The sequence below is a fragment of the Streptomyces altiplanensis genome, assembly GCF_053591575.1.
This window is the reverse complement of record NZ_JBSFUB010000012.1, coordinates 74,636-95,686: the sequence shown is the minus strand read 5'-3', so window position 1 is coordinate 95,686 and position 21,051 is coordinate 74,636. Positions and strand designations below refer to the sequence as shown.

Annotated in this window: 19 protein-coding genes; 10 read left to right on the top strand and 9 right to left on the bottom strand. The window is 70.7% G+C overall.

Annotated features, from left to right (window positions below):
* Positions 1 to 29 precede the first annotated feature (29 nt).
* The 4 genes from ACWD0Y_RS08805 to ACWD0Y_RS08790 all read left to right on the top strand — a co-directional run bounded on the left by ACWD0Y_RS08805 (position 30) and on the right by ACWD0Y_RS08790 (position 2,512).
* Entirely contained in the window at positions 30 to 191 is a 162-nt protein-coding gene (locus ACWD0Y_RS08805; RefSeq protein WP_019355547.1) for a DUF4177 domain-containing protein, read from the top strand.
* Positions 188 to 658, top strand: a complete 471-nt coding sequence (locus ACWD0Y_RS08800) for a RidA family protein (protein WP_093799831.1) — start codon at positions 188 to 190, stop codon at positions 656 to 658. The genes ACWD0Y_RS08805 and ACWD0Y_RS08800 overlap by 4 nt, the downstream gene beginning before the upstream one ends.
* Positions 659 to 785: 127 nt before the next feature.
* Entirely contained in the window at positions 786 to 1,685 is a 900-nt protein-coding gene (locus ACWD0Y_RS08795) for an NUDIX hydrolase (protein ID WP_450259675.1), read from the top strand.
* Entirely contained in the window at positions 1,682 to 2,512 is an 831-nt protein-coding gene (locus tag ACWD0Y_RS08790; RefSeq protein WP_450259674.1) for an MBL fold metallo-hydrolase, read from the top strand. Before ACWD0Y_RS08795 ends, ACWD0Y_RS08790 begins: the two co-directional genes overlap by 4 nt.
* 149 nt (positions 2,513 to 2,661) lie before the next feature.
* On the opposite strand, the gene ACWD0Y_RS08785 is transcribed toward ACWD0Y_RS08790, so the two are convergent.
* Positions 2,662 to 3,336, bottom strand: coding sequence for a Crp/Fnr family transcriptional regulator (locus ACWD0Y_RS08785; RefSeq protein ID WP_014046869.1), 675 nt, complete (start codon positions 3,334 to 3,336; stop codon positions 2,662 to 2,664).
* Positions 3,337 to 3,669: 333 nt separating this feature from the next.
* Here ACWD0Y_RS08785 and nth point away from each other — a divergent pair, with 333 nt between their 5' ends.
* The 4 genes from nth (at position 3,670) to ACWD0Y_RS08765 (ending at position 7,900) form a co-directional block, all read left to right on the top strand.
* Positions 3,670 to 4,461 (top strand): endonuclease III, encoded by a 792-nt coding sequence (gene nth / locus ACWD0Y_RS08780; protein ID WP_450259673.1) that lies wholly within the window; start codon positions 3,670 to 3,672, stop codon positions 4,459 to 4,461.
* Positions 4,462 to 4,525: 64 nt separating this feature from the next.
* Positions 4,526 to 5,266, top strand: a complete 741-nt coding sequence (locus ACWD0Y_RS08775; RefSeq protein WP_450259672.1) for an NUDIX hydrolase — start codon at positions 4,526 to 4,528, stop codon at positions 5,264 to 5,266.
* A 12-nt stretch (positions 5,267 to 5,278) separates the two neighbouring features.
* Positions 5,279 to 6,484 (top strand): MarP family serine protease, encoded by a 1,206-nt coding sequence (locus tag ACWD0Y_RS08770; protein WP_450259671.1) that lies wholly within the window; start codon positions 5,279 to 5,281, stop codon positions 6,482 to 6,484.
* 45 nt (positions 6,485 to 6,529) lie between these two features.
* Positions 6,530 to 7,900, top strand: a complete 1,371-nt coding sequence (locus ACWD0Y_RS08765; protein ID WP_450259670.1) for a 6-phospho-beta-glucosidase — start codon at positions 6,530 to 6,532, stop codon at positions 7,898 to 7,900.
* A gap of 56 nt (positions 7,901 to 7,956) precedes the next feature.
* Here ACWD0Y_RS08765 and ACWD0Y_RS08760 read toward each other — a convergent pair whose 3' ends face one another.
* From ACWD0Y_RS08760 to ACWD0Y_RS08735, 6 genes are all read right to left on the bottom strand, one after another.
* Positions 7,957 to 8,151, bottom strand: a complete 195-nt coding sequence (locus ACWD0Y_RS08760) for a hypothetical protein (RefSeq protein WP_450259669.1) — start codon at positions 8,149 to 8,151, stop codon at positions 7,957 to 7,959.
* Between the two features lie 115 nt (positions 8,152 to 8,266).
* A complete protein-coding gene (locus tag ACWD0Y_RS08755; protein WP_450259668.1) occupies positions 8,267 to 9,247 on the bottom strand; it encodes an alpha/beta fold hydrolase in 981 nt (326 codons plus the stop codon).
* Complete coding sequence (locus ACWD0Y_RS08750) at positions 9,244 to 9,720, bottom strand: phage holin family protein (RefSeq protein WP_450259667.1); 477 nt, start codon at positions 9,718 to 9,720, stop codon at positions 9,244 to 9,246. Before ACWD0Y_RS08750 ends, ACWD0Y_RS08755 begins: the two co-directional genes overlap by 4 nt.
* A gap of 49 nt (positions 9,721 to 9,769) precedes the next feature.
* Positions 9,770 to 11,227, bottom strand: a complete 1,458-nt coding sequence (gene nhaA, locus ACWD0Y_RS08745) for a Na+/H+ antiporter NhaA (protein ID WP_450259666.1) — start codon at positions 11,225 to 11,227, stop codon at positions 9,770 to 9,772.
* A 263-nt stretch (positions 11,228 to 11,490) separates the two neighbouring features.
* The gene (gene acs / locus ACWD0Y_RS08740) at positions 11,491 to 13,458 is read right to left on the bottom strand and encodes an acetate--CoA ligase (RefSeq protein WP_450259665.1); all 1,968 of its coding nucleotides are present in this window, start codon (positions 13,456 to 13,458) and stop codon (positions 11,491 to 11,493) included.
* Between the two features lie 198 nt (positions 13,459 to 13,656).
* Positions 13,657 to 16,188: a bifunctional SulP family inorganic anion transporter/carbonic anhydrase gene (locus ACWD0Y_RS08735; RefSeq protein WP_450259664.1), complete on the bottom strand. Its 2,532-nt coding sequence runs from the start codon at positions 16,186 to 16,188 to the stop codon at positions 13,657 to 13,659.
* A 279-nt stretch (positions 16,189 to 16,467) separates the two neighbouring features.
* Between ACWD0Y_RS08735 and ACWD0Y_RS08730 the strand changes: the two genes are divergently transcribed.
* Positions 16,468 to 17,793, top strand: coding sequence for a hypothetical protein (locus ACWD0Y_RS08730; RefSeq protein ID WP_450259663.1), 1,326 nt, complete (start codon positions 16,468 to 16,470; stop codon positions 17,791 to 17,793).
* Here the strand turns inward: ACWD0Y_RS08730 and ACWD0Y_RS08725 are convergent.
* Positions 17,781 to 18,776, bottom strand: coding sequence for an ATP-binding protein (locus tag ACWD0Y_RS08725; RefSeq protein ID WP_450259662.1), 996 nt, complete (start codon positions 18,774 to 18,776; stop codon positions 17,781 to 17,783). The two genes, ACWD0Y_RS08730 and ACWD0Y_RS08725, sit on opposite strands and share 13 nt — an antisense overlap.
* Before the next feature lie 102 nt (positions 18,777 to 18,878).
* Between ACWD0Y_RS08725 and ACWD0Y_RS08720 the strand changes: the two genes are divergently transcribed.
* Positions 18,879 to 19,703, top strand: coding sequence for an oxidoreductase (locus ACWD0Y_RS08720; RefSeq protein WP_450259661.1), 825 nt, complete (start codon positions 18,879 to 18,881; stop codon positions 19,701 to 19,703).
* A 347-nt stretch (positions 19,704 to 20,050) separates the two neighbouring features.
* Here ACWD0Y_RS08720 and ACWD0Y_RS08715 read toward each other — a convergent pair whose 3' ends face one another.
* The gene (locus tag ACWD0Y_RS08715; RefSeq protein ID WP_450259660.1) at positions 20,051 to 20,941 is read right to left on the bottom strand and encodes an HAD family hydrolase; all 891 of its coding nucleotides are present in this window, start codon (positions 20,939 to 20,941) and stop codon (positions 20,051 to 20,053) included.
* Positions 20,942 to 21,051: the final 110 nt, after the last annotated feature.

Here is a 21,051-nt window from a genome sequence, read left to right as displayed (position 1 = left end):
CTGCCTGTGGCAGGGACTACAGTCGCCGTATGACCAAGTGGGAATACTCGACCGTGCCCCTTCTCGTGCACGCGACCAAGCAGATTCTGGACACCTGGGGCGAGGACGGCTGGGAGCTCGTCCAGGTCGTGCCCGGGCCGAACAACCCCGAGCAGCTGGTGGCCTACCTGAAGCGGGAGAAGCAGGCATGACCGGTGTGGTCGAGGCGAAGCTCTCCGAGCTCGGCCTGACGCTTCCGGAGGTCGTTCCGCCGATCGCCGCGTACCAGCCGGCCGTGCAGTCGGGCGTGTACGTCTTCACCTCGGGCCAGCTCCCGATGGTGGAAGGCAAGCTTCCGTGCACCGGCAAGGTCGGCGCGGAGGTCACCCCGGAGGAGGCAAAGAACCTGGCGCGTACGTGCGCGCTGAACGCCCTGGCCGCCGTCAAGTCGGTCACCGGCGACCTGGACCGCATCGCGCGTGTCGTGAAGGTCGTCGGCTTCGTCGCCTCCGCCGCGGACTTCACCGGCCAGCCGGCCGTGATCAACGGCGCGAGCGAGCTGCTGGGCGCGGTGCTCGGCGACAAGGGCGTGCACGCGCGCAGCGCGGTGGGCGTGGCGGTACTGCCGCTCGACGCGCCGGTCGAGATCGAGATCCAGGTCGAGCTCGCTTCCGCCTGAGGGCCCGCGTCCGCCCGAGAACTCTCCCGTCTGCCCCACGACCGGGGTCCCGACTCCGGACCCCGGTCTTCCGCCCCCGGGCCCCGGTCCTCTCGAACATCCAACCGGGAGCGGATAGCCTCCGGCCATGCCCAATGGTCAGTGGTACCCGCCCGAGTGGCCGGACCGGATCCGCGCCCTCGCCGGCGGTGAGCTCACCGTCGCGTCCCCCAAGCGGGCCGCCACCGTCATGCTGCTGCGGGACACGGCGGGCGGCCCCGTCGTGCACATGCTGCGCAGACGCGCCTCCATGGCCTTCGCCGGAGGCGCGTACGCGTATCCGGGCGGCGGTGTGGATCCGCGCGACGACGACCACCACGTGGGCTGGGCGGGCCCGTCGCTGGACGACTGGGCCGTGCGGCTGGGCGTGGACCCGGCGTCGGCGCAGGCCGTCGTGTGCGCGGCGGTGCGCGAGACGTACGAGGAGGCCGGCGTGCTGCTCGCGGGCCCGACGGCCGGCACCGTGGTCGGCGACACCACGGGCGACGACTGGGAGGCGGACCGCCGGGCGCTGGTCGCCCGGGAACTGTCCTTCGCGGACTTCCTCCGGCAGAGGTCCCTGCTGCTGCGCTCGGACCTGCTGGGCGCGTGGGCGCGCTGGATCACCCCCGAGTTCGAGCCGAAGCGGTACGACACCTGGTTCTTCGTCGCCGCGCTGCCGGCCGGCCAGCGGACCCGCAACGCCTCGACGGAGGCGGACCGCACGGTGTGGATCAGCCCGGCGGAGGCGGCCGCGGGCTACGACAGGGGCGAGCTGCTGATGATGCCGCCGACGATCTCGACGCTGCGTACGCTCCAGCCGTACGCCACGGCTGCCGAGGCCCTCGCGGGCGCGGCGGACCAGGACCTGGCGCCGGTGCTCGCGCGGGCCCGCCTGGAGGGTGACGAACTGGTGCTGAGCTGGCCGGGCCACGAGGAGTTCACGAAGCGCATCGGGAACACCATGGAGAGCGGCGACCGTACCGGGAGCACAGGAGGCACCGCATGACCGACGCAGCAGCGCTTCCCGGACAGCCCCGCGGCGGCGTGCTCTCCGGGCCCGCCACCGCGCGCGCCGTCAACGTCCTGGCCCCGAACGCCTCCGCGATGACCCTCGACGGCACCAACACCTGGATCGTCTCCGAGCCCGGCTCCGACCTGGCGGTCGTCGTCGACCCGGGGCCGCTCGACGACGTGCACCTGCGGGCGGTGATCGCCACCGCGGAGGAGGCGGGCAAGCGGGTCGCGCTGACCCTCCTCACCCACGGGCACCCCGACCACGCGGAGGGCGCGGCGCGCTTCGCCGAGCTGACGCGTACACCCGTACGGGCCCTGGACCCCGCCCTGCGGCTCGGGGACGAGGGGCTCGCGGCGGGGAACGTCGTCACCACCGGGGGGCTGGAGATGCGCGTGGTGGCGACGCCGGGGCACACCGCCGACTCGCTCTGCTTCCACCTGCCCGCCGACCGGGCCGTGTTGACGGGCGACACCGTCCTCGGGCGCGGCACGACGGTCGTGGCGCACCCGGACGGGCGGCTCGGCGACTACCTCGACTCGCTGCGGCGGCTGCGTTCGCTGGCGGTCGACGACGGGGTGCAGGTCGTGCTGCCCGGGCACGGGCCCGTCCTGGAGGACGCGCAGGGCGTGGTCGAGTACTACCTGGCCCACCGCGCGAACCGGCTCGCGCAGGTCGAGACGGCCGTCGAGGACGGGTACGTCAGCGCGTCCGAGGTCGTCGCCCGCGTGTATGCGGACGTGGACCGGTCACTGTGGCCGGCGGCCGAGCTCTCGGTGCGGGCGCAGCTGGAGTACCTGCAAGAGCACGGCCTGATCTAGTACGGAGCTGTCCGGGCCCGGCGGCCCGGCCTCCTCGCTTGTCACCGACCGTGTGCACAGGGTAGCCACGGCCACTGACACCCGGCCCGGGAACGCGGAAGGGCCACCCCTTGGCGGGGTGGCCCTTCCGGCAGTCGTACGGGCTCGTACTAGCGCGAGCGCTTCGCCAGGCGCTCCACGTCCAGCAGGATCACGGCCCGCGCCTCCAGGCGCAGCCAGCCGCGGCCCGCGAAGTCGGCGAGGGCCTTGTTGACCGTCTCGCGGGACGCGCCGACCAGCTGGGCCAGCTCCTCCTGCGTCAGGTCGTGCACGACGTGGATGCCCTCCTCCGACTGCACGCCGAAGCGGCGCGACAGGTCGAGGAGCGCGCGGGCCACACGGCCCGGCACGTCGGAGAAGACCAGGTCCGACATCTGGTCGTTGGTCTTGCGCAGCCGGCGGGCGACGGCGCGCAGGAGCGCCGTGGCCACCTCCGGGCGGGCGTTCAGCCAGGGCTGGAGGTCGCCGTGGCCGAGGCCGAGCAGCTTGACCTCCGTCAGGGCGGTCGCGGTGGCGGTGCGCGGGCCCGGGTCGAAGAGCGACAGCTCACCGATCAGCTCACCGGGACCGAGGACGGCCAGCATGTTCTCGCGGCCGTCGGGGGAGGTGCGGTGGAGCTTCACCTTGCCCTCGGTCACCACGTACAGGCGGTCGCCGGGGTCGCCCTCGTGAAAGAGGGCGTCGCCGCGAGCGAGCGTCACCTCACTCATCGAGGCGCGGAGCTCCGCGGCCTGCTCGTCATCGAGCGCCGCGAAGAGCGGGGCGCGCCGCAGAACGTCGTCCACGAGTTCTCTCCTTGTCGACCTGCTCACAGGAACCGTGGTCACCATGATGCCGGACGGTAAAACTAGTGCGATCAATCACAAGTTTGACGTACCGGCGTGCCTGACCGTGCGGCAGGGGGCCGATTGGGTTGGCAATTGGCTGTGACCGGGGCGGATGTCAGTGCCGGGCTTTAGGCTGGCCGGGTGTCCAAATCGCCGGTGAGAGTGCAGGCCAAGGGGGCCGGACAGGTGACCGAAGCCCATAATTCCGCTGTGGGCGAACAAGTTCCGGCCCAGCCCAGAAAAGCCAAAAAAGAGGACGAAACGCCCAAGCCCGCCAAAGCTGTCAAGCCCGTGAAGCCCGTGAAGGCCGCCGGGCCGGAGTCGCGCCTGGCCATGGTCCGCCGCGCCCGCCGGACCAACCGCGAGCTGGCCGAGGTCTATCCGTACGCCCATCCCGAGCTGGACTTCGAGAACCCGTTCGAGCTGCTGGTCGCCACGGTCCTCTCCGCCCAGACCACCGACCTGCGGGTCAACCAGACCACCCCGGCCCTCTTCGCCACGTACCCGACGCCCGAGGACATGGCGGCCGCGGTCCCCGAGGAGCTGGAGCAGATCATCCGGCCGACGGGTTTCTTCCGCGCCAAGGCCCGTTCCCTGCTCGGCCTGTCCGCGGCCCTGCGGGACAACTTCGGCAGCGAGGTCCCCGGCCGTCTGGAGGACCTGGTCACGCTGCCCGGCGTCGGCCGCAAGACCGCCAACGTCGTGCTGGGCAACGCGTTCGGCGTCCCGGGAATCACGGTCGACACCCACTTCGGACGGCTTGTGCGCCGCTGGAAGTGGACTGAGCACGAGGACCCGGAGAAGGTCGAGGCGGACATCGCCGCGATCTTCCCGAAGCGCGAGTGGACGATGCTCTCGCACCGGATCATCTTCCACGGCCGCCGTGTCTGCCACTCCCGCAAGCCGGCCTGCGGCGCCTGCCCGATCGCGCACCTGTGCCCGTCCTACGGCGAGGGCGAGACGGATCCGGAGAAGGCGAAGAAGCTCCTCAAGTACGAGATGGGCGGCCACCCCGGGCAGCGGCTGAAGCCCCCGCCGGGCTTCCCGGGAGAGCCGGCGCCCCCGCTGGGGGCCGCCGGGTGACGGGTGTGCGGGATGGCGCGGAACGAACAGGCCCGCTTCGGGCGTTGTGACGACGGGGGTGCCCATGGCGCGTAGGAGCGAGACGTACGACAGCGGGGCGGCCGGGACGGCCGGGACCGTGGAGGCGGGCGGCCTGCCCGAGGTCGCCGTGACGAGCACCGGGCTGCCCGGATGGCTCGACCCGGTGGCCGAGGCCGCCCGGTCCGTGCGCCCCGAGCAGCTCAGCCGATTCCTGCCGCCCGAGAGCGGCGCCGGGCGCCAGTCGGCCGTGCTGATCCTCTTCGGCGAGGGCGAGAAGGGCCCCGAGCTGCTGCTCATGGAGCGGGCGGGCAGCCTGCGCTCGCACGCGGGACAGCTGAGCTTCCCCGGCGGCGCCCTCGACCCCGCCGACGGCGATCCGGAAACGACAGGCCCGCTGCGCGCCGCGCTCCGCGAGGCCGAGGAGGAAACCGGACTCGATCCCTCGGGCGTCCAGGTCTTCGGCGTACTGCCCCGCCTCTACATCCCCGTCAGCGACTTCGTCGTGACGCCCGTCCTCGGCTGGTGGCGCGAGCCGAGCCCGGTCGGGGCCGTCGACCCCGCCGAGACCGCGAGCGTGTTCACGGTCTCCGTGGCGGATCTCACGGATCCGGCCAACCGCGTGACGAGTGTGCACCCGCGCGGCCACAGCGGTCCGGCGTTCCTGGTCGGACCGGCGCTGGTCTGGGGTTTCACCGCGGGCGTGATCGACAAGCTCCTTCACTACGCGGGCTGGGAGCGTCCCTGGGACCGCTCCCGGCAGGTCCCGCTCGACTGGCACGCGTGACAGGGTGGCCATGTGAACGTCCTGGACATCTTGTTGCTGGTCGCGGCGGTGTGGTTCGCGATCGTCGGGTACCGACAGGGATTCGTCGTCGGCATTCTGTCGGTGATCGGCTTCCTCGGCGGTGGCCTCGTCGCGGTCTACTTGCTGCCCCTCGCGTGGGACCAGCTGACCGACGGGTCGGAAGTCAGCTCGACGGCCGCCGTCGTCGCGGTCGTCATCGTGATCGTCTTCGCCTCGGTGGGCCAGGCCTTCACCACCCACCTCGGCAACAAGCTCCGCAGATACATCACCTGGTCGCCCGCGCGCGTCCTGGACGCCTCGGGCGGCGCGCTGGTCAACGTCGTCGCGATGCTCCTGGTCGCCTGGCTGATCGGCTCCATGCTCGCGCAGACCTCGCTGCCCACGCTGGGCAAGGAGGTCCGTAACTCCAAGGTGCTCCTCGGCGTCTCGCGCGTGATGCCCGATCAGGCGAACATGTGGTTCACGGACTTCAGGTCGGTCCTCGCGCAGAACGGCTTCCCCCAGGTCTTCAGCCCCTTCTCCAACGAGCCCATCACCGAGGTCGAGGCCCCGGACCCGGCGCTCGCGGGAAGCCCCGTCGCCGCCCGCGCGAAGAAGTCCATCGTCAAGGTCGTCGGTACGGCCCCGAGCTGCGGCAAGGTCCTCGAAGGCACCGGCTTCGTCTTCGACGACCGCCGCGTCATGACGAACGCCCACGTGGTGGGGGGTGTCGACGAGCCGACCGTGCAGATAGGCGGAGAAGGCCGCCGGTACGACGCCACGGTGGTGCTCTACGACTGGGAGCGCGACATCGCCGTACTGGACGTTCCGAACCTCGACGCCCCGGCGCTGGAGTTCACGGGCCCCGACGATGACGCGCGCAGCGGCGACAGCGCGATCGTCGCGGGCTTCCCGGAGAACGGCGCCTACGACGTCCGCTCCGCCCGTGTCCGCGGCCGGATCAACGCCGACGGCCCGGACATCTACCACCACGGCACGGTCCGGCGCGACGTCTACTCGCTCTTCGCGACCGTCCGCCAGGGCAACTCGGGCGGCCCGCTGCTGACACCGGACGGCAAGGTCTACGGCGTCGTCTTCGCCAAGTCCCTCGACGACGCCGACACGGGGTACGCCCTGACGGCCGACGAGGTCCGCGAGGACATCCGCCTCGGCAGCGACGCCAACCAGCAGGTCGACAGTCAGGGATGCGCGCTCTGACGATTCCGGCATGCTGACGATTTCGAGAGGCCGGTTCACCTTCACATGCGTCTGACGATCCTCGGCGGCGGCGGCTTCCGCGTCCCCCTCGTGTACGGAGCGCTCCTGCGCGACCGCGCCGAGGGCCGCGTCACCCACGTCACCCTCCACGACCTGGACCGCGCCCGCCTGGCCGCCGTCGCCCACGTCCTCGCCGACCAGGCCGCCGGCGTCCCGGACGCGCCGGCCGTATCCGTCACCACCGACCTCGACGACGCCCTGCGCGGCGCCGACTTCGTCTTCTCCGCCATCCGGGTCGGCGGCCTGGAGGGCAGGGCCGCCGACGAGCGCGTGGCCCTCGCCGAGGGCGTCCTGGGCCAGGAGACGGTCGGCGCGGGCGGCATCGCCTACGGACTGCGTACGGTCCCGGTGGCCGTCGACATCGCGCGGCGCGTGGCGCGGCTCGCCCCCGACGCGTGGGTCATCAACTTCACCAACCCCGCCGGTCTCATCACCGAGGCCATGTCCCGCCATCTCGGCGAGCGCGTCATCGGCATCTGCGACTCGCCCGTGGGCCTCGGGCGCCGCGTCGCCCGCGCGCTCGGCGTCGCCGACCCGGCGCGGGCGCGGCTCGACTACACCGGCCTCAACCACCTCGGCTGGCTGCGCGGGGTGTACGCCGACGACGAGCCCGGCCGGAACCTGCTCCCGGCCCTGTTCGACGACGAGCGCGCCCTGACCTCCTTCGAGGAGGGCAGACTCTTCGGAGCCGAGTGGCTGCGCTCGCTCGGCTCCGTCCCCAACGAATACCTGCACTACTACTACTTCAACCGCGAGACGGTCACCGCCTACCGCGAGGCGAAGCAGACCCGGGGCGCGTTCCTGCGCGACCAGCAGGCACGCTTCTACGACGGCATGGCGGACCGCACGTCGGCGTCGGGCGCCCTGGCCGCGTGGGACCGTACCCGCGCCGAGCGCGAAGCCACGTACATGGCGGAGAACCGGGAGGCGGCGGGCGCGGGCGAGCGCGCCGCCGACGACCTGGAGTCCGGCGGGTACGAATACGTCGCGCTCGCGCTGATGCGGGCCATCGCCCGCGACGAACGCGCCACGCTCATCCTCAACGTCCGCAACCGGGGCACGCTGCCGCTGCTCGACGACGCGGCCGTCGTCGAAGTCCCGTGCCGGGTCGACGCGGCCGGCGCCCACCCCCTCGCCGTGTCACCGCTGACCGGCCACGAGGCGGGCCTGGTGGCCGCGGTCAAGGCGGTGGAGCGGTGCGTACTCCAGGCGGGGGAGAGCGGGTCGGCGCGAGCGGCGGTGAAGGCGTTCGCCCTGCATCCGCTCGTCGACTCGGTCACGGTGGCGCGAAGGCTGCTCGACGGCTACCGGAGCGCGCACCCCGGACTCGCCTATCTCAAGTCCGGGGTGCGGTAGCTCCAGCGGTTTCGGCCGCGTCAGGTGTGCCGGTTGTTTTCGTCGCGTACGTCGTGTCAGTCGCGGGGATGACGCAACCGCGCCGAGACCCAGCGGGCCCGGCGGCGAAGAATGCGGGGAATCCCGATCGTGCGGGAAGGCGGGCCGTGGCCGTGGCTCTGGTCCTGCGGACCGCCCCTTTCCTGGGTGCTCAGCGTGGTGGCCGAGCGGCGATTGCGTGCTGCGTCACCGTAGTCGTGCGTCCAGCCCATACCCGACGTGTGCCCGTGCCCCATGGTCCGTAATCGCGCCGGGGGCAGCCAATTGGCCTATGCGTCAGGCAATTGGCTGTTCGTAGGACAAGCGTTCCGGTGGCTGGGCGGTCGGTCAGCGGTCCGGCTCGGGATCCTTCAGCCAGTTGACCAGCTCGGTCGAGAAGGCCGCCGGGTCCTCCTCGTGCGGGAAGTGCCCGAGTCCGTCGAACAGCCGCCACCGGTACGGGGCTTCGACGTACTCACCGGAACCCGCCGCGCTGCGCGTGCGCATCACCGGGTCCAGCGAGCCGTGCAGATGCAGCGTCGGCACCTGCACCGGCCGCTTCATGCGCCGGTTGAACTGGATGCCGTCCGGCCGTGCCATCGACCGCACCATCCACCGGTACGGCTCGATCGAGCAGTGCGCCGTCGACGGGATCGACATCGCCCGCCGGTACACGTCGACGTCCTCGTCGTTCGGCAGCCGCGGACCCGACCAGTCGCGGATCAGCCGCCCCACCAACGCCGCGTCGTCCGCGACCAGCTGACGCTCGGGCAGCCACGGGCGCTGGAATCCCCAGACGTACGATCCGGCCCGTGTCTGGGACACGTCGGAGAGCATCGCCGAGCGCCAGCGGCGCGGGTGCGGCATCGAGGAGACCACGAGCCGGCGCACCAGCTTGGGCCGCATCACGGCCGCCGTCCACGCCAGGTACCCGCCGAGGCCGTGCCCGACGAGCGCCGCGTCCGGCTCGCCGAGCGAACGCACCACGCCGGTGATGTCGAGCGCGAGGTTCGCCGGGTCGTAACCCCGCGGCGTACGGTCGCTGCCACCCACGCCCCGCAGGTCCATCGCGACGGCCCGGAACCCGGCGTCGGCGAGCGCGGTCAGCTGGTGCCGCCACGTCCACCAGAACTGCGGAAAGCCGTGCAGCAGCAGCACCAGCGGGCCGTCCCCGGCCTCCGCGATGTGGAAGCGCGCGCCGTTGGCCGCGACCTCGCGATGGGTCCACGGGCCGTCGGGACGTACGACAGAAGCAGGTGTCGGGGCGGGCACGGGCACGGGCGCAGGTGCGGGCGCGGGAGCGCCGGAGTCGGAATCAGGGGCCGTCATGTGGACGAGCGTGCCACAGCCACTGCCTTGTCACCGACCTGGCGGGGATGAGGCTTGGCACCCTGGAGCACGGCCGCCGTCTGCTTGGCCGAGGCGATGCTCTTCTCCGGCGGCTTGACCTTCTTGAACTTCGACACGGCGATCAGCGCCAGCAGACCCGCCAGCAGCAGGAACGCGCCGCCGACGATCAGGAAGGACCAGGCGAGACCCAGCCCCAGGTTGTGGATGCCGTACGCCGCGGCGAAGCTCAGCACCGGCAGGGAGAAGAGCGCGAACACCCCCGCGACACCGATGGCGCTGCCGCCGATACCGACGCGCTTGACGTCCTGCCGCAGCTCGGCCTTGGCCAGCGCGATCTCGTCGTGCACGAGCGCGGACATCTCGGCGGTCGCGGAGGCGACCAACTGGCCGAGGCTGCGGTCGACGGTGTCAGCGGTGCGGACGGTGTCAGTGGTGCGGGCGGGGTCACTCATCGCTCTCTCCCTCTTCTACGTCTGCTGTTTCGATGGATCTGATGTCAGATCATGCCGGACCGTCGCCCTTGCTGCCGGACGCCCCCGCGAGTTCCGCGAGCTTGCGGTGGGCCGCGGCCTTCTCCTCGTAGATCGCGGCCATCCGCAGGTGGTACTCGGGCTGGTCGAGCTCGTAGATGTCCGGGATGCCGTCGTGGTCGTCGTCGCGCTCCTCGTCCTCGACCATCGCGCGGTACTTGCGTACCCGAAGCTTGAGCAGGATCCCGGAAATCACGGCAGCGATCAGTGACCCGATGAGCACGGAGGCCTTGACCTGGTCGGTCAGCGCGGCGTTCCCGGTGAAGGCGAGTTCGCCGATGAGCAGGGAGACGGTGAAGCCGATGCCGGCCAGCGAGGCGACGGCGAAGACGTCGGGCCAGGCCAGGTCGTCGTTGAGTTCGGCCTTGGTGAAGCGGGCCGCCAGCCAGGTGCCGCCGAAGATGCCGACGGCCTTGCCGACCACCAGGCCGAGGACGACGCCGAGGGTCTCGGGCCGGGTGAACACGTCGCCGGCCGCCTCGCCGGAGATGGAGACACCGGCGGAGAAGAGGGCGAACAGCGGCACGGCGATCCCCGCCGAAAGGGGACGCACGAGGTGCTCGATGCGCTCGCCGGGGGAGTGCGCCTCGTTCTCGTTCCGGTTGCAGCGCAGCATCAGGCCCATCGCGACACCGGCGATGGTGGCGTGTACGCCGCTGTTGTACATCAGGCCCCAGATCACCAGGGCGAGCGGTACGTAGATGTACCAGCCGCGCACACGCCCCCGCAGCAGCAGCCAGAACACGGCGAGACCCACGGCCGCGCCGCCGAGCGCGAGGAAGTCGAGGTCGCCGGTGAAGAAGACCGCGATGATCAGGATCGCGAACAGGTCGTCGACGACGGCGAGGGTGAGCAGGAAGGCGCGCAGCGCGGACGGCAGCGAGGTGCCGATCACCGCGAGGACGGCGAGCGCGAAGGCGATGTCGGTGGCGGTCGGGACGGCCCAGCCGCCCAGGGACCCGTTCCCGAGGACGTTGACCAGGACGTACACCAGGGCCGGCATCACCATGCCGCTGAGGGCGGCTATGACGGGCAGCGCGGCGGCCTTGGGATCGCGCAGTTCACCGGCGACCAGCTCGCGCTTCAGCTCGATGCCCGCGACGAAGAAGAAGACGGCGAGCAGACCGTCGGCCGCCCAGTGCTGGACGGAGAGGTCGAGGCCGAGCGAGGCGGGCCCCAGGTGGAAGTCGCGTACCGACGCGTAGCTGTCGCTGAGCCCGGTGTTCGCCCATATCAGCGCGGCTATCGCGGCTACGAGGAGCAGTACGCCGCCCACGGTCTCGGTCCGCAGGGCATCCGCCACGAACGTACGTTCGGGAAGGGGGAGCCGTCCGAGGAACTTGCGAGGGCCGGACGGGGTGGGCGGGGTGGGCGAAGCAGGTGCGGCCACGGGTGAAAACCTCCGGTCGGTGGGCAGCATGGAGCACATTGCCGACCAGACTTCCCGGCACACCTGTGGACTATTGACGCCTTCCTGACGCGGGCACCCACCCTACCGGGGGCGTGCAAGGACGGAATCCGGTGATCATCACTGTACGAGCAGAACGGGCACCCGGCGCGGGGGACGGGTGCCCGTTCTGGGGGCGTACTAACGCGGTCGTGACCAATGGGCCGACGAACCGACGGGACCGACCGGACCAAGGGACCGACGGGACCGACGACCGGCGTGGCCCCGGCGGCCGGTGCTGGCTCTCAGTCCTCGCTGGAGGCGTTCGGCAGCTTGGTCTGGATCAGGTCCATCACCGAGGAGTCGGTGAGCGTGCTGACATCGCCCAGCTGCCGGTTCTCGGCGACGTCGCGCAGCAGCCGCCGCATGATCTTGCCGGAGCGGGTCTTGGGCAGCTCGGCCACCGGGAGGATCCGCTTGGGCTTGGCGATCGGGCCGAGGGTGGCGCCGACGTGGTTGCGGAGCTCGGCGACGAGGGTCTCCGTCTCGGACGCCGTACCGCGCAGGATCACGAAGGCGACGATGGCCTGGCCGGTCGTCTCGTCGTTCGCGCCGACGACCGCCGCCTCGGCGACGGACGGGTGCGAGACGAGCGCCGACTCGACCTCGGTGGTCGAGATGTTGTGGCCGGAGACCAGCATCACGTCGTCGACCCGGCCGAGCAGCCAGATGTCGCCGTCGTCGTCCTTCTTGGCGCCGTCGCCCGCGAAGTACTTGCCGGGGAAGCGGGACCAGTAGGTGTCGATGAAGCGCTGGTCGTCGCCCCAGATCGTACGGAGCATGGACGGCCACGGCTCGGTCAGGACCAGGTAGCCGCCGCCCCCGTCGGGCACCTCGTTCGCCTCGTCGTCGACGACGGTCGCGCTGATGCCGGGCAGCGCGCGCTGGGCGGATCCGGGCTTGGTCGCGGTGACGCCGGGCAGCGGCGAGATCATCATCGCGCCGGTCTCGGTCTGCCACCAGGTGTCCACGATCGGGCACGCGTCGGCGCCGATGTGCTTGCGGTACCACATCCATGCCTCGGGGTTGATCGGCTCACCGACCGAGCCGAGGATCCGCAGCGAGGACAGGTCGAACTTGGCGGGGATGTCGTCCCCCCACTTCATGAACGTGCGGATCGCGGTCGGCGCGGTGTAGAGGATCGTGACGCCGTACTTCTGCACGATCTCCCAGAAGCGCCCCTGGTGCGGGGTGTCGGGCGTGCCCTCGTACATGACCTGCGTCGCGCCGTTGGCCAGCGGGCCGTACACGATGTACGAGTGCCCGGTCACCCAGCCGATGTCGGCCGTGCACCAGTAGACGTCGGTCTCCGGCTTGAGGTCGAAGACGGCGTGGTGGGTGTAGGCCGCCTGGGTGAGGTAGCCGCCGGAGGTGTGCAGGATGCCCTTGGGCTTACCCGTCGTACCGGACGTGTAGAGGATGAAGAGCGGGTGCTCCGCGTCGAAGGCCTCGGGGGTGTGCTCGGCGGACTGGCGGGCGACGATCTCGTCCCACCAGACGTCCTTGCTGTCGTCCCACGCGGTGTCCTGGCCCGTGCGGCGTACGACGAGGACGTGCTCCACCTGCGGGCACTTGGCGACGGCCTCGTCGATGGCGGGCTTGAGGGCGGAGGGCTTGCCCCGCCGGTAGCCGCCGTCCGAGGTGATGACGATCTTGGCGTCCGCGTCCTGGATGCGGGAGGCGATGGCGTCGGCCGAGAAACCGCCGAAGACGACCGAGTGCGCGGCGCCGATGCGGGCGCAGGCCAGCATCGCCACGGCGGCCTCGGGAATCATCGGCAGGTAGACGGCGACCCGGTCGCCCTTGGCGACGCCCAGTTCGGTGAGGGCGTTGGCGGCGCGTGAGACCTCGTCCTTGAGCTCGGCGTAGGTGATGGCGCGGCTGTCGCCGGGCTCGCCCTCGAAGTGGATGGCGACGCGGTCGCCGTGGCCGGCCTCGACGTGGCGGTCCACGCAGTTGTACGCGACGTTGAGCCTGCCGTCGGCGAACCACTTCGCGAAGGGCGGGTTCGACCAGTCGAGTGTCTCGGTCGGCTCGGTGGCCCAGGTGAGCCGCCGGGCCTGCTCGGCCCAGAAGCCCAGCCTGTCCGCCTCGGCCTGTTCGTACGCCTCCGCCGTGACGTTGGCGTTCGCTGCCAGCTCGGCGGGCGGCGCGAAACGGCGCTCCTCCTTCAAGAGGTTGGCCAGGCTTTCGTTGCTCACGACATCTCCCATTCCCAGGGCGTCCGATGTGTCCCGTGCCCTAGCTCATCAGTCCCGTGCCCGGGTGACAAGAGCCTTCCGGAAATTGGTTTAGACCTGTGAGCTGGGACGGGCCGCATCCGACCGGTGTTTGCGGCGGCGTGCGGCCCCTCCTCGCAGGGCGGCGCGGGGAGGGGCCATACGGTCTCACGGACGCGGAGGCGGATCGGTTCAGGCGCGCGATTCCTGGAGCGCGCCTTCTGCTTCGCCTTCTGCCTCGCCTTCCGTCCCGCTTGCCCTCTCGTTTTCCGTCCCGTCTTCCGTATCCGAAGGGCCGACCCGGTCGAAGACCTCTCCGGTCCCGTCGGCCCGGACGCCGTCCTTCAGCAGATACGCCTGGGCCTCGCCGACATGGAAGTACATGCCGTGCAGTTCGAGCGTGCCCTCGGCGAGCCGGCGGCGCACCGCCTCGTGCGTGCGCAGATGCTCCAACTGCTGGACCACATTGGTCAGGCAGAGCTGCTCGATCGCATCGGCCGGCATCCGTCCCGAGATCCTCGCCCAGGAGTGGCGCCTGCTCCTCATCCGTTCCAGGCTGGGTGTGCCGTGCCGCAGCCAGCGCCGCAGCGGCGTCTGGGCCCCGTCCTGCGGTGCGGTGAGCAGGGCCTGCATCGCGCCGCAGCCGGAGTGCCCGCAGACGGTGATGGACTGGACCTTCAGTACGTCCACGGCGTATTCGATGGCCGCCGCGACCGAGTCGTCCGTGCTCTCCGTACCGGGTGGCGGAACCAGGTTGCCCACATTCCGTACGGTGAAGAGGTCACCGGGGCCACTGGACGTGATCATGCTGGTGACCAGCCGGGAGTCCGCGCAGGTGATGAAGAGCTGCGACGGCGTCTGCCCTTCGCGGGCAAGCCGGGCCAGCTCCTCGCGCACCAGCGGCGCCGTGTTCCGCTGGAAGGCGCTGAGCCCGGTGGCCAGTTGGCCGGCGCCGGCGCCGGCGCTCGCCAGGCCCGGTGTGAGGGACGGCGCGGCGGCGTGGTCGTCGCAGTGGTGGTTGCGCCAGGGGGTCCACGGCCGGCAGCAGGTGTGGGTGGAGCGAGTGAAGCGAGTGGAGTGGGCGGAGCGGGCGGAGTGCGTGGAGTCGGCAGAGCCGGGAAGGACGGCGGAGCCGGTGCCGGAGTCCGGCTCGGTGAACCGGTGGCCCGAACGCCCGGTGATTTCGACCCGGCCCCCCTGCGCGGCATGCGCGTCCCGCCAGTGCTGGAGTGTTTCGTACGCAGCGTGGTCCATGAAGGACCCCTCCAACTCGACGACCGCGTCGTCCCCCTGGGGCACCTGGTTCAGCGCACGGCTCAGCCGGGGCACCGCCAGGAAGGTCAACTGGCCCCGCACCCTGATGTGGTGGGCACCGTCCGCCGTCGCCTCCGCGGTGACATGAGTCTTGGCCAGCCGGTGCAGCGCGACCGCGACCGCGACCGCGATCCCCATCACCACACCTTCCAGCACACCGAGGAGAACGACCCCGGTGACCGTCACCACGTACACCAGTACCTCCCGGTGGCGGGAGGCGCTGCGGATGTGGGTGACGTTCACCATCTGGAAACCGATGACCATCACCAGCGCGGCGAGCGCGGGCAGCGGGATCAGGTCGATGACCGGGACGAGGAAGAGCGCGGCCAGCACGATCCACAGGCCGTGCAGCATGGTGGAGTGCCGGCTGACCGCGCCCGCCGACACATTGGCGACGCTCCGTACGGCGACACCGGCGACCGGCAGCCCGCCGAGTGCCCCGGACACGATGTTCGCGGCTCCCTGCCCGGCCAGTTCGCGATCGAGGTCCGCGCGCATCCCGCCGGTGCGCGGCTCCTTGCGCGCGGACACCAGCTTGTCGACGGCTACGGCCGAAAGCAGTGACTGCACGCTCGTGACCAGCGTGACCGTGAGCACGGCCGCGGCGATCCCGAGCACCGGCCCTTCCGGAAGCCCCGGCAGCGCGTGGCTGCTCCAGGAGGGCAGGTCGACGCGCGGCACCTTCATCCCGGTCAGTACCGCGAGCACGGCGGCGGCAGCCACCGCGACGAGGGCGGCCGGGACCGTCCGGGCGATCCGGCCCGTACGTCCTGGAATGTGCGGCCAGAAGAGAAGCACGGCGACGGTGAGGGCGCTCACCAGGATGGCCGGTCCGTGGAGGTCGGCCAACTGGGCCGGCAGGCCGCGCGCGTTGTCGACGGCGGAGCTCTGCGGTGTGCCGCCGAGGACGATGTGAAGCTGGGACAGGGCGATGGTGGCGCCGATGCCGGCCAGCATGCCGTGCACGATCGCCGGGCTGACGGCGAGGGCGGAACGGGCCACGCGCACCGCCGACAGCGCCAGTTGGGCGACGCCGGCGAGGACGGTGATGGCGCAGGTGGTGCGCCAGCCGTACTGCAGGATCAGCTCGGCCGTGACCACCGTGAGTCCGGCGGCCGGCCCGCTGACCTGGAGCGGAGCTCCGCCCAGCCGGCCGGCGACGATGCCGCCGACGGCTGCGGCGACGAGGCCGGCCTGGAGCGGGGCGCCGGTGGCCAGGGCGATTCCCAGGGAGAGCGGCAGCGCGATCAGGAAGACGGAGATCGAGGCCGACAAGTCGGCTCCCTCGATACGGAATCGGCGGGGGCGGTTGCCGCCGTCGCCCGGCGGGGGGCTGTGGGGACGTCGGAATCGGGGTGCGCGCGTGGTGCGCGAAGAGTGGTCGGTGCGGGTGGGGACGCAAGCAGACATGGTTCCCGTCTCCTCCGGGGCAGCGCGGTCGCGGAATGTGGGACGCGGCCGTGGGTCACGGCGTGCAGCGGCGGGATTTTCAACTCTCAGTAAACGAATAGTAATGCAGAGTAAAGAATCAAGGGGGTAATTGGGTGCAAATGGTCTAAAGATTCACCCGTTTTAGTGCATAAATAATTTAAGCGGCTTGTCGTACTTTCTTCTCCTTCGAGGCGTGCGAAGTTTGCCGCGCAGTGTCGGCACTTCAGCGCAGGAAACCTGAGGGAAGAGGGTGGGCGGATGATGGCCGCCGCGAAGAGGATCGTCTTCGGCGTTGCCGCAATGACCATGGCGGGTGCGCTCGCCGCCTGTTCGGGGCCCGCCGGCCCGGAACCCCCCAAAGCCGAGGGGGGCGCCCACGGGGAGAAGAAGGGGCCTCCCGCCGCGGCGCCCGAGAACGCGGTGCGCCTGATCGGCGACGGCTCCACGGCGTACACGGGCAAGCAGCCGCACCTGCCCAGGCCCCAGCGGCTGAGGCCGGGTCAGAAGCCGCCGCAGTTCGTGGTGTTCTCCTGGGACGGGGCGGGGGAGGACAGCCAGCGGCTCTTCTCCCACTTCCGCAAGGTCGGCAAGAAGTACGACGCGACGATGACGTACTTCCTCAGCGGCGTCTACCTGCTGCCGGAGGACAAGCGGCACCTCTACGACCCGCCCCAGCACTCGCAGGGCCGTTCCGACATCGGCTTCAACGACGTCGCGGGAATCAGCGACACCGTGGACCAGCTGCGCGGCGCGTGGCTGGACGGCAACGAGATCGGTACGCACTTCAACGGCCACTTCTGCGGCAAGGACGGCGGCGTCGGAACCTGGTCCGCGGAGGAGTGGAAGAGTGAGATCGCGCAGGCCAAGGCGTTCGTGAAGCGCTGGAAGACCAACTCGGGCCTGAAGGAGGCGAAGCCGCTGCCCTTCGACTACGACAAGGAGCTCATCGGCGCCCGCACGCCCTGCCTGGAAGGGCAGAAGAACATGATGCGGGCCGGAAAGGAGCTGGGCTTCCGCTACGACTCGAGCGGTGTCGGCAAGCAGGTGTGGCCGAAGAAGACCCAGGGTCTGTGGGACATTCCGCTCCAGTTGGTCCCGGTGCCGGGACGGGCCTTCGAAACGCTCTCGATGGACTACAACTTCATGGTCAACCAGTCGGGAACGGTCAAGGGCGATCCGTCCCAGCACGAGTTCTGGGGCAACCAGATGCGTGACGGCCTGTTGAAGGCCTTCGACCGCTCGTACAACGGAAACCGCGCCCCGCTGATCATCGGCAACCACTTCGAGTCCTGGAACGGCGGCACCTACATGCGCGCCATCGAGGAGACGATCAAGACGGTCTGCGTGCAGCGGGACGTGCGCTGCGTCTCCTTCCGGCAGGTCGTCGACTGGCTGGACGCGCAGGACCCGAAGGTGCTGGCGAAGATGCGCACCCTGGGGGTCGGCGAAGCCCCGGAGGGGGGCTGGGCGTCATTCCTGGCCGCCCAGCCCGCGGCCACCTCGAGCAGTGTCCGGCCGGGCGCCGCCCACCCGGACAGCCGCTCGCCCGAGCGCCTGGACGACCTTCCCGGTCACGCGGGCTGAGCGGCACCGGCCTCCGCGAGACGCTCATCGAGTACGAAGGCGGGGTCGACCTGGGCGGCCAGGTCGACGCCCGTCTTCGCGTTGCCCCAGCTCTCCGCGTTCTTCAGGTGGAAGTGCACCATCTGGCGCGTGTAGCGCTCCCAGTCGCGGTGCGCGTACGAGTCCTCCGCGGCGTTCTGCAGGGTCTGGAGGGCGAGGCGGTTGTCCGCCTCCAGCAGCTCGAAGCGGGAAGGGCGGCCCTTCTCCATCGCGCGGACCCAGTCGGACGCGCGGACGGTCACCAGGAGGTCGTCGCCCACCTGCTCGCGCAGGAAGTCGATGTCGTCCTGACCCTGCACCTTGTTGCCGACGACCTTGAGGGACACGCCGTAGTCCCGGGCGTACTCCTTGTACTGGCGGTAGACGGAGACCCCCTTGCGGGTCGGTTCGGCCACCAGGAAGGTCATGTCGAAGCGGGTGAACAGGCCGGAGGCGAAGGAGTCGGAACCGGCCGTCATGTCGACGACGACGTACTCGTCCGAACCGTCGACGAGGTGGTTGAGGCACAGCTCGACCGCGCCGACCTTGGAGTGGTAGCAGGCGACGCCCAGATCGGACTCGGTGAAGGGGCCGGTGGCCATGAGCCGGATCTCGCCGTCGTCGAGCCGCACGGTACGGGCACACGCGTCGTAGACCGGATTGTCCTCGCTCACCCGCAGGATGCGGGAGCCCTCGCCCGGCGGCGTTGTCTTGATCATCGCCTCGGCGGAGGCGATACGGGGGTTGGTGCCGCGCAGGTACTCCTTGATGAGGGGGAGGTGCGCGCCCATCGCGGGCAGCGCGGCGGCTTCCGTCTCGTCGAGACCGAGCGCGGCGCCCAGGTGCTGGTTGATGTCGGCGTCCACGGCGATGACCGGGGCCTCGTTGGCGGTGAGGTGGCGGATGAAGAGCGAGGACAGCGTCGTCTTGCCGCTGCCGCCCTTCCCTACGAAAGCGATCTTCATGTTCACCAAGGGTAATCGCATGATTGCGCCTTGTGTGCGTCCCGAGTGAAGAAGACCACTCCAAGGTGGGGCGAGGGCCGTGGATGCGTAGGGTCCTTACTTATGAGTACGAACGCTGATCCCCTTGCGGCGCTCGGCGCGCTGCCCGGTGTGCCCGAGGCCGTGGAATCCGTCCGCAAGGCCGTCGACCGGGTCTACGGGCACCGCGTCATGCGGCGCCGCAGTAACGAGATCACCGCGGAGGCGGCGCTGCGCGGGGCGCGCGGCTCGGCGGCGCTCTCGGGTGCGGACTGGGCGCTGGAGGAGGTGCGCCGGCGTACCGACTTCAGCATCGACGAGGAGTCGCGGACGGTCGGCGCGGCGCTGCGGCTGACCGCGGAGGCCGGGCAGCTGCTGTCCATCTGGCGGCAGTCGCCGCTGCGGGTGCTGGCCCGGCTGCATCTGGTGGCGGCGGGCGGTGCGGGTGTGTCGGACGAGTTGGTGGGCCGGCCGCGGCTCGCGGGCGAGCCGGTGGACGAGCCCCTGGTCGAACTTCCGCTGCCGGGCGCCGACGAGGTGGCGGGCCGGCTCGAAGGGCTTTCGGAACTCGTCATCGCGGGCGGTTCCGCGCCGGCGCTGGTGACGGCGGCCGTGGTGCACGGCGAGCTGCTGGCGCTGCGCCCGTTCGGCTCGTACAACGGCCTGGTGGCGCGCACCGCCGAGCGGATCGTCCTGATCGGCAGCGGGCTCGATCCGAAGTCGGTCTGCCCGGCGGAGGTCGGGCACGGGGAGCTGGGGCGCGCGGCGTACGTGGCGGCGCTGGACGGCTACGTGTCGGGGACGCCGGAGGGCATGGCGGCGTGGATCGCGCACTGCGGGCGCGCGGTGGAGCTGGGCGCCAGGGAGTCGACGGCCGTGTGCGAGGCGCTCCAGCGCGGAGCTGCCTGAACTCGCCCGCCGGACCCGCCCGCGCGGGCGGACGGGCCGGGGAACGAGCGGGCAAAGGGTTGCGGCGGTACCGCTGAGCGGTACCGCCGCTGGCACGTCCGCCGGGTTACCATGCGTCCTCGAATTTTGCCCATCAGGCCGGGAACTTTGCCCGCCACCTGGTGCGGCTGGCCCGTAATCGACGGGTCGACGTCGCGTGGGTGCTCGGCTTTCATGCTCGGTCCGTGGGGCCTTCGTGCATCAGAGGTCATCCTCTCGGATGTCCTTGGTCTCGCGGGCCGTTGAGTCCTTTGTACTCCTCGGGCCCGTGAAGCGGAACCCCTGGAGGCGCTTCTTTGCTTTTTGGTTTAAATCCGGGCAAAGTTTTCGTATGGCTGGCCGGCTCGCGGAGGGCGGGCCCGCCGGCCGGGCCTGCGGCTGACGTACCAGACCAGGCCCGCGGTGGCGGCGGCCGCTCCCACCGCGGCCGCGGCGACGAGCGCGGGGCGGGGCGGTATGGAGAAGGCGGGCAGCCGCTGCTTGAGGCGGACGGGCCGGTTGAAGACGAGAACCGGCCATCCGCGGGCGAGTGCCTCACGGCGCAGCGCCCGGTCCGGATTGACCGCGAAGGGGTGACCGACGGACTCGAGCATCGGGATGTCGGTCGCCGAATCGCTGTACGCGAAACAGCGCGCCAGGTCGTACCCCTCGGACGCGGCGAGCTCCTTGACCGCCTCGGCCTTGGTGGGGCCGTACGCGTAGTACTCCACCTCGCCCGTGAAGCAGCCGTCGTCACCGACGACCATCCGGGTCGCCACGACCCGGTCGGCCCCCAGGAGCTCACCGATCGGCTCCACCACCTCCGCGCCGGAGGTGGAGACGATCACGACGTCGCGGCCGGCGATGTGGTGCTCCTCGATGAGGGAGGCCGCCTCGTCGTAGATGATCGGGTCGATCAGGTCGTGCAGGGTCTCGGCGACTATCTCCTTGACCTGCTGGACGTTCCAGCCCTTGCAGAGCGCGGAGAGGTAGTCGCGCATGCGCTCCATCTGGTCGTGGTCCGCGCCGCCGGCGAGGAAGACGAACTGGGTATAGGCGGTGCGGAGAGCGGCCCCGCGGCTGATCAGTCCGCCTTGATAGAAGGACTTGCTGAAGGTCAGCGTGCTCGACTTCGCAATGACGGTCTTGTCGAGATCGAAGAAGGCGGCTGTTCGGGGCAAGGAGTGGTTTTCCACGAGGCGAGCATAGGCGCCCGCCATTCGGCGTACGCTGTGGCGTGTGGGTTTGCCTGAGAAGGCTCTCGGGTACACCATGGAAGTCACGGATCGTTCGCGACCGTGCTACCCCGGTCCGACTCCTCCCCCCCCGA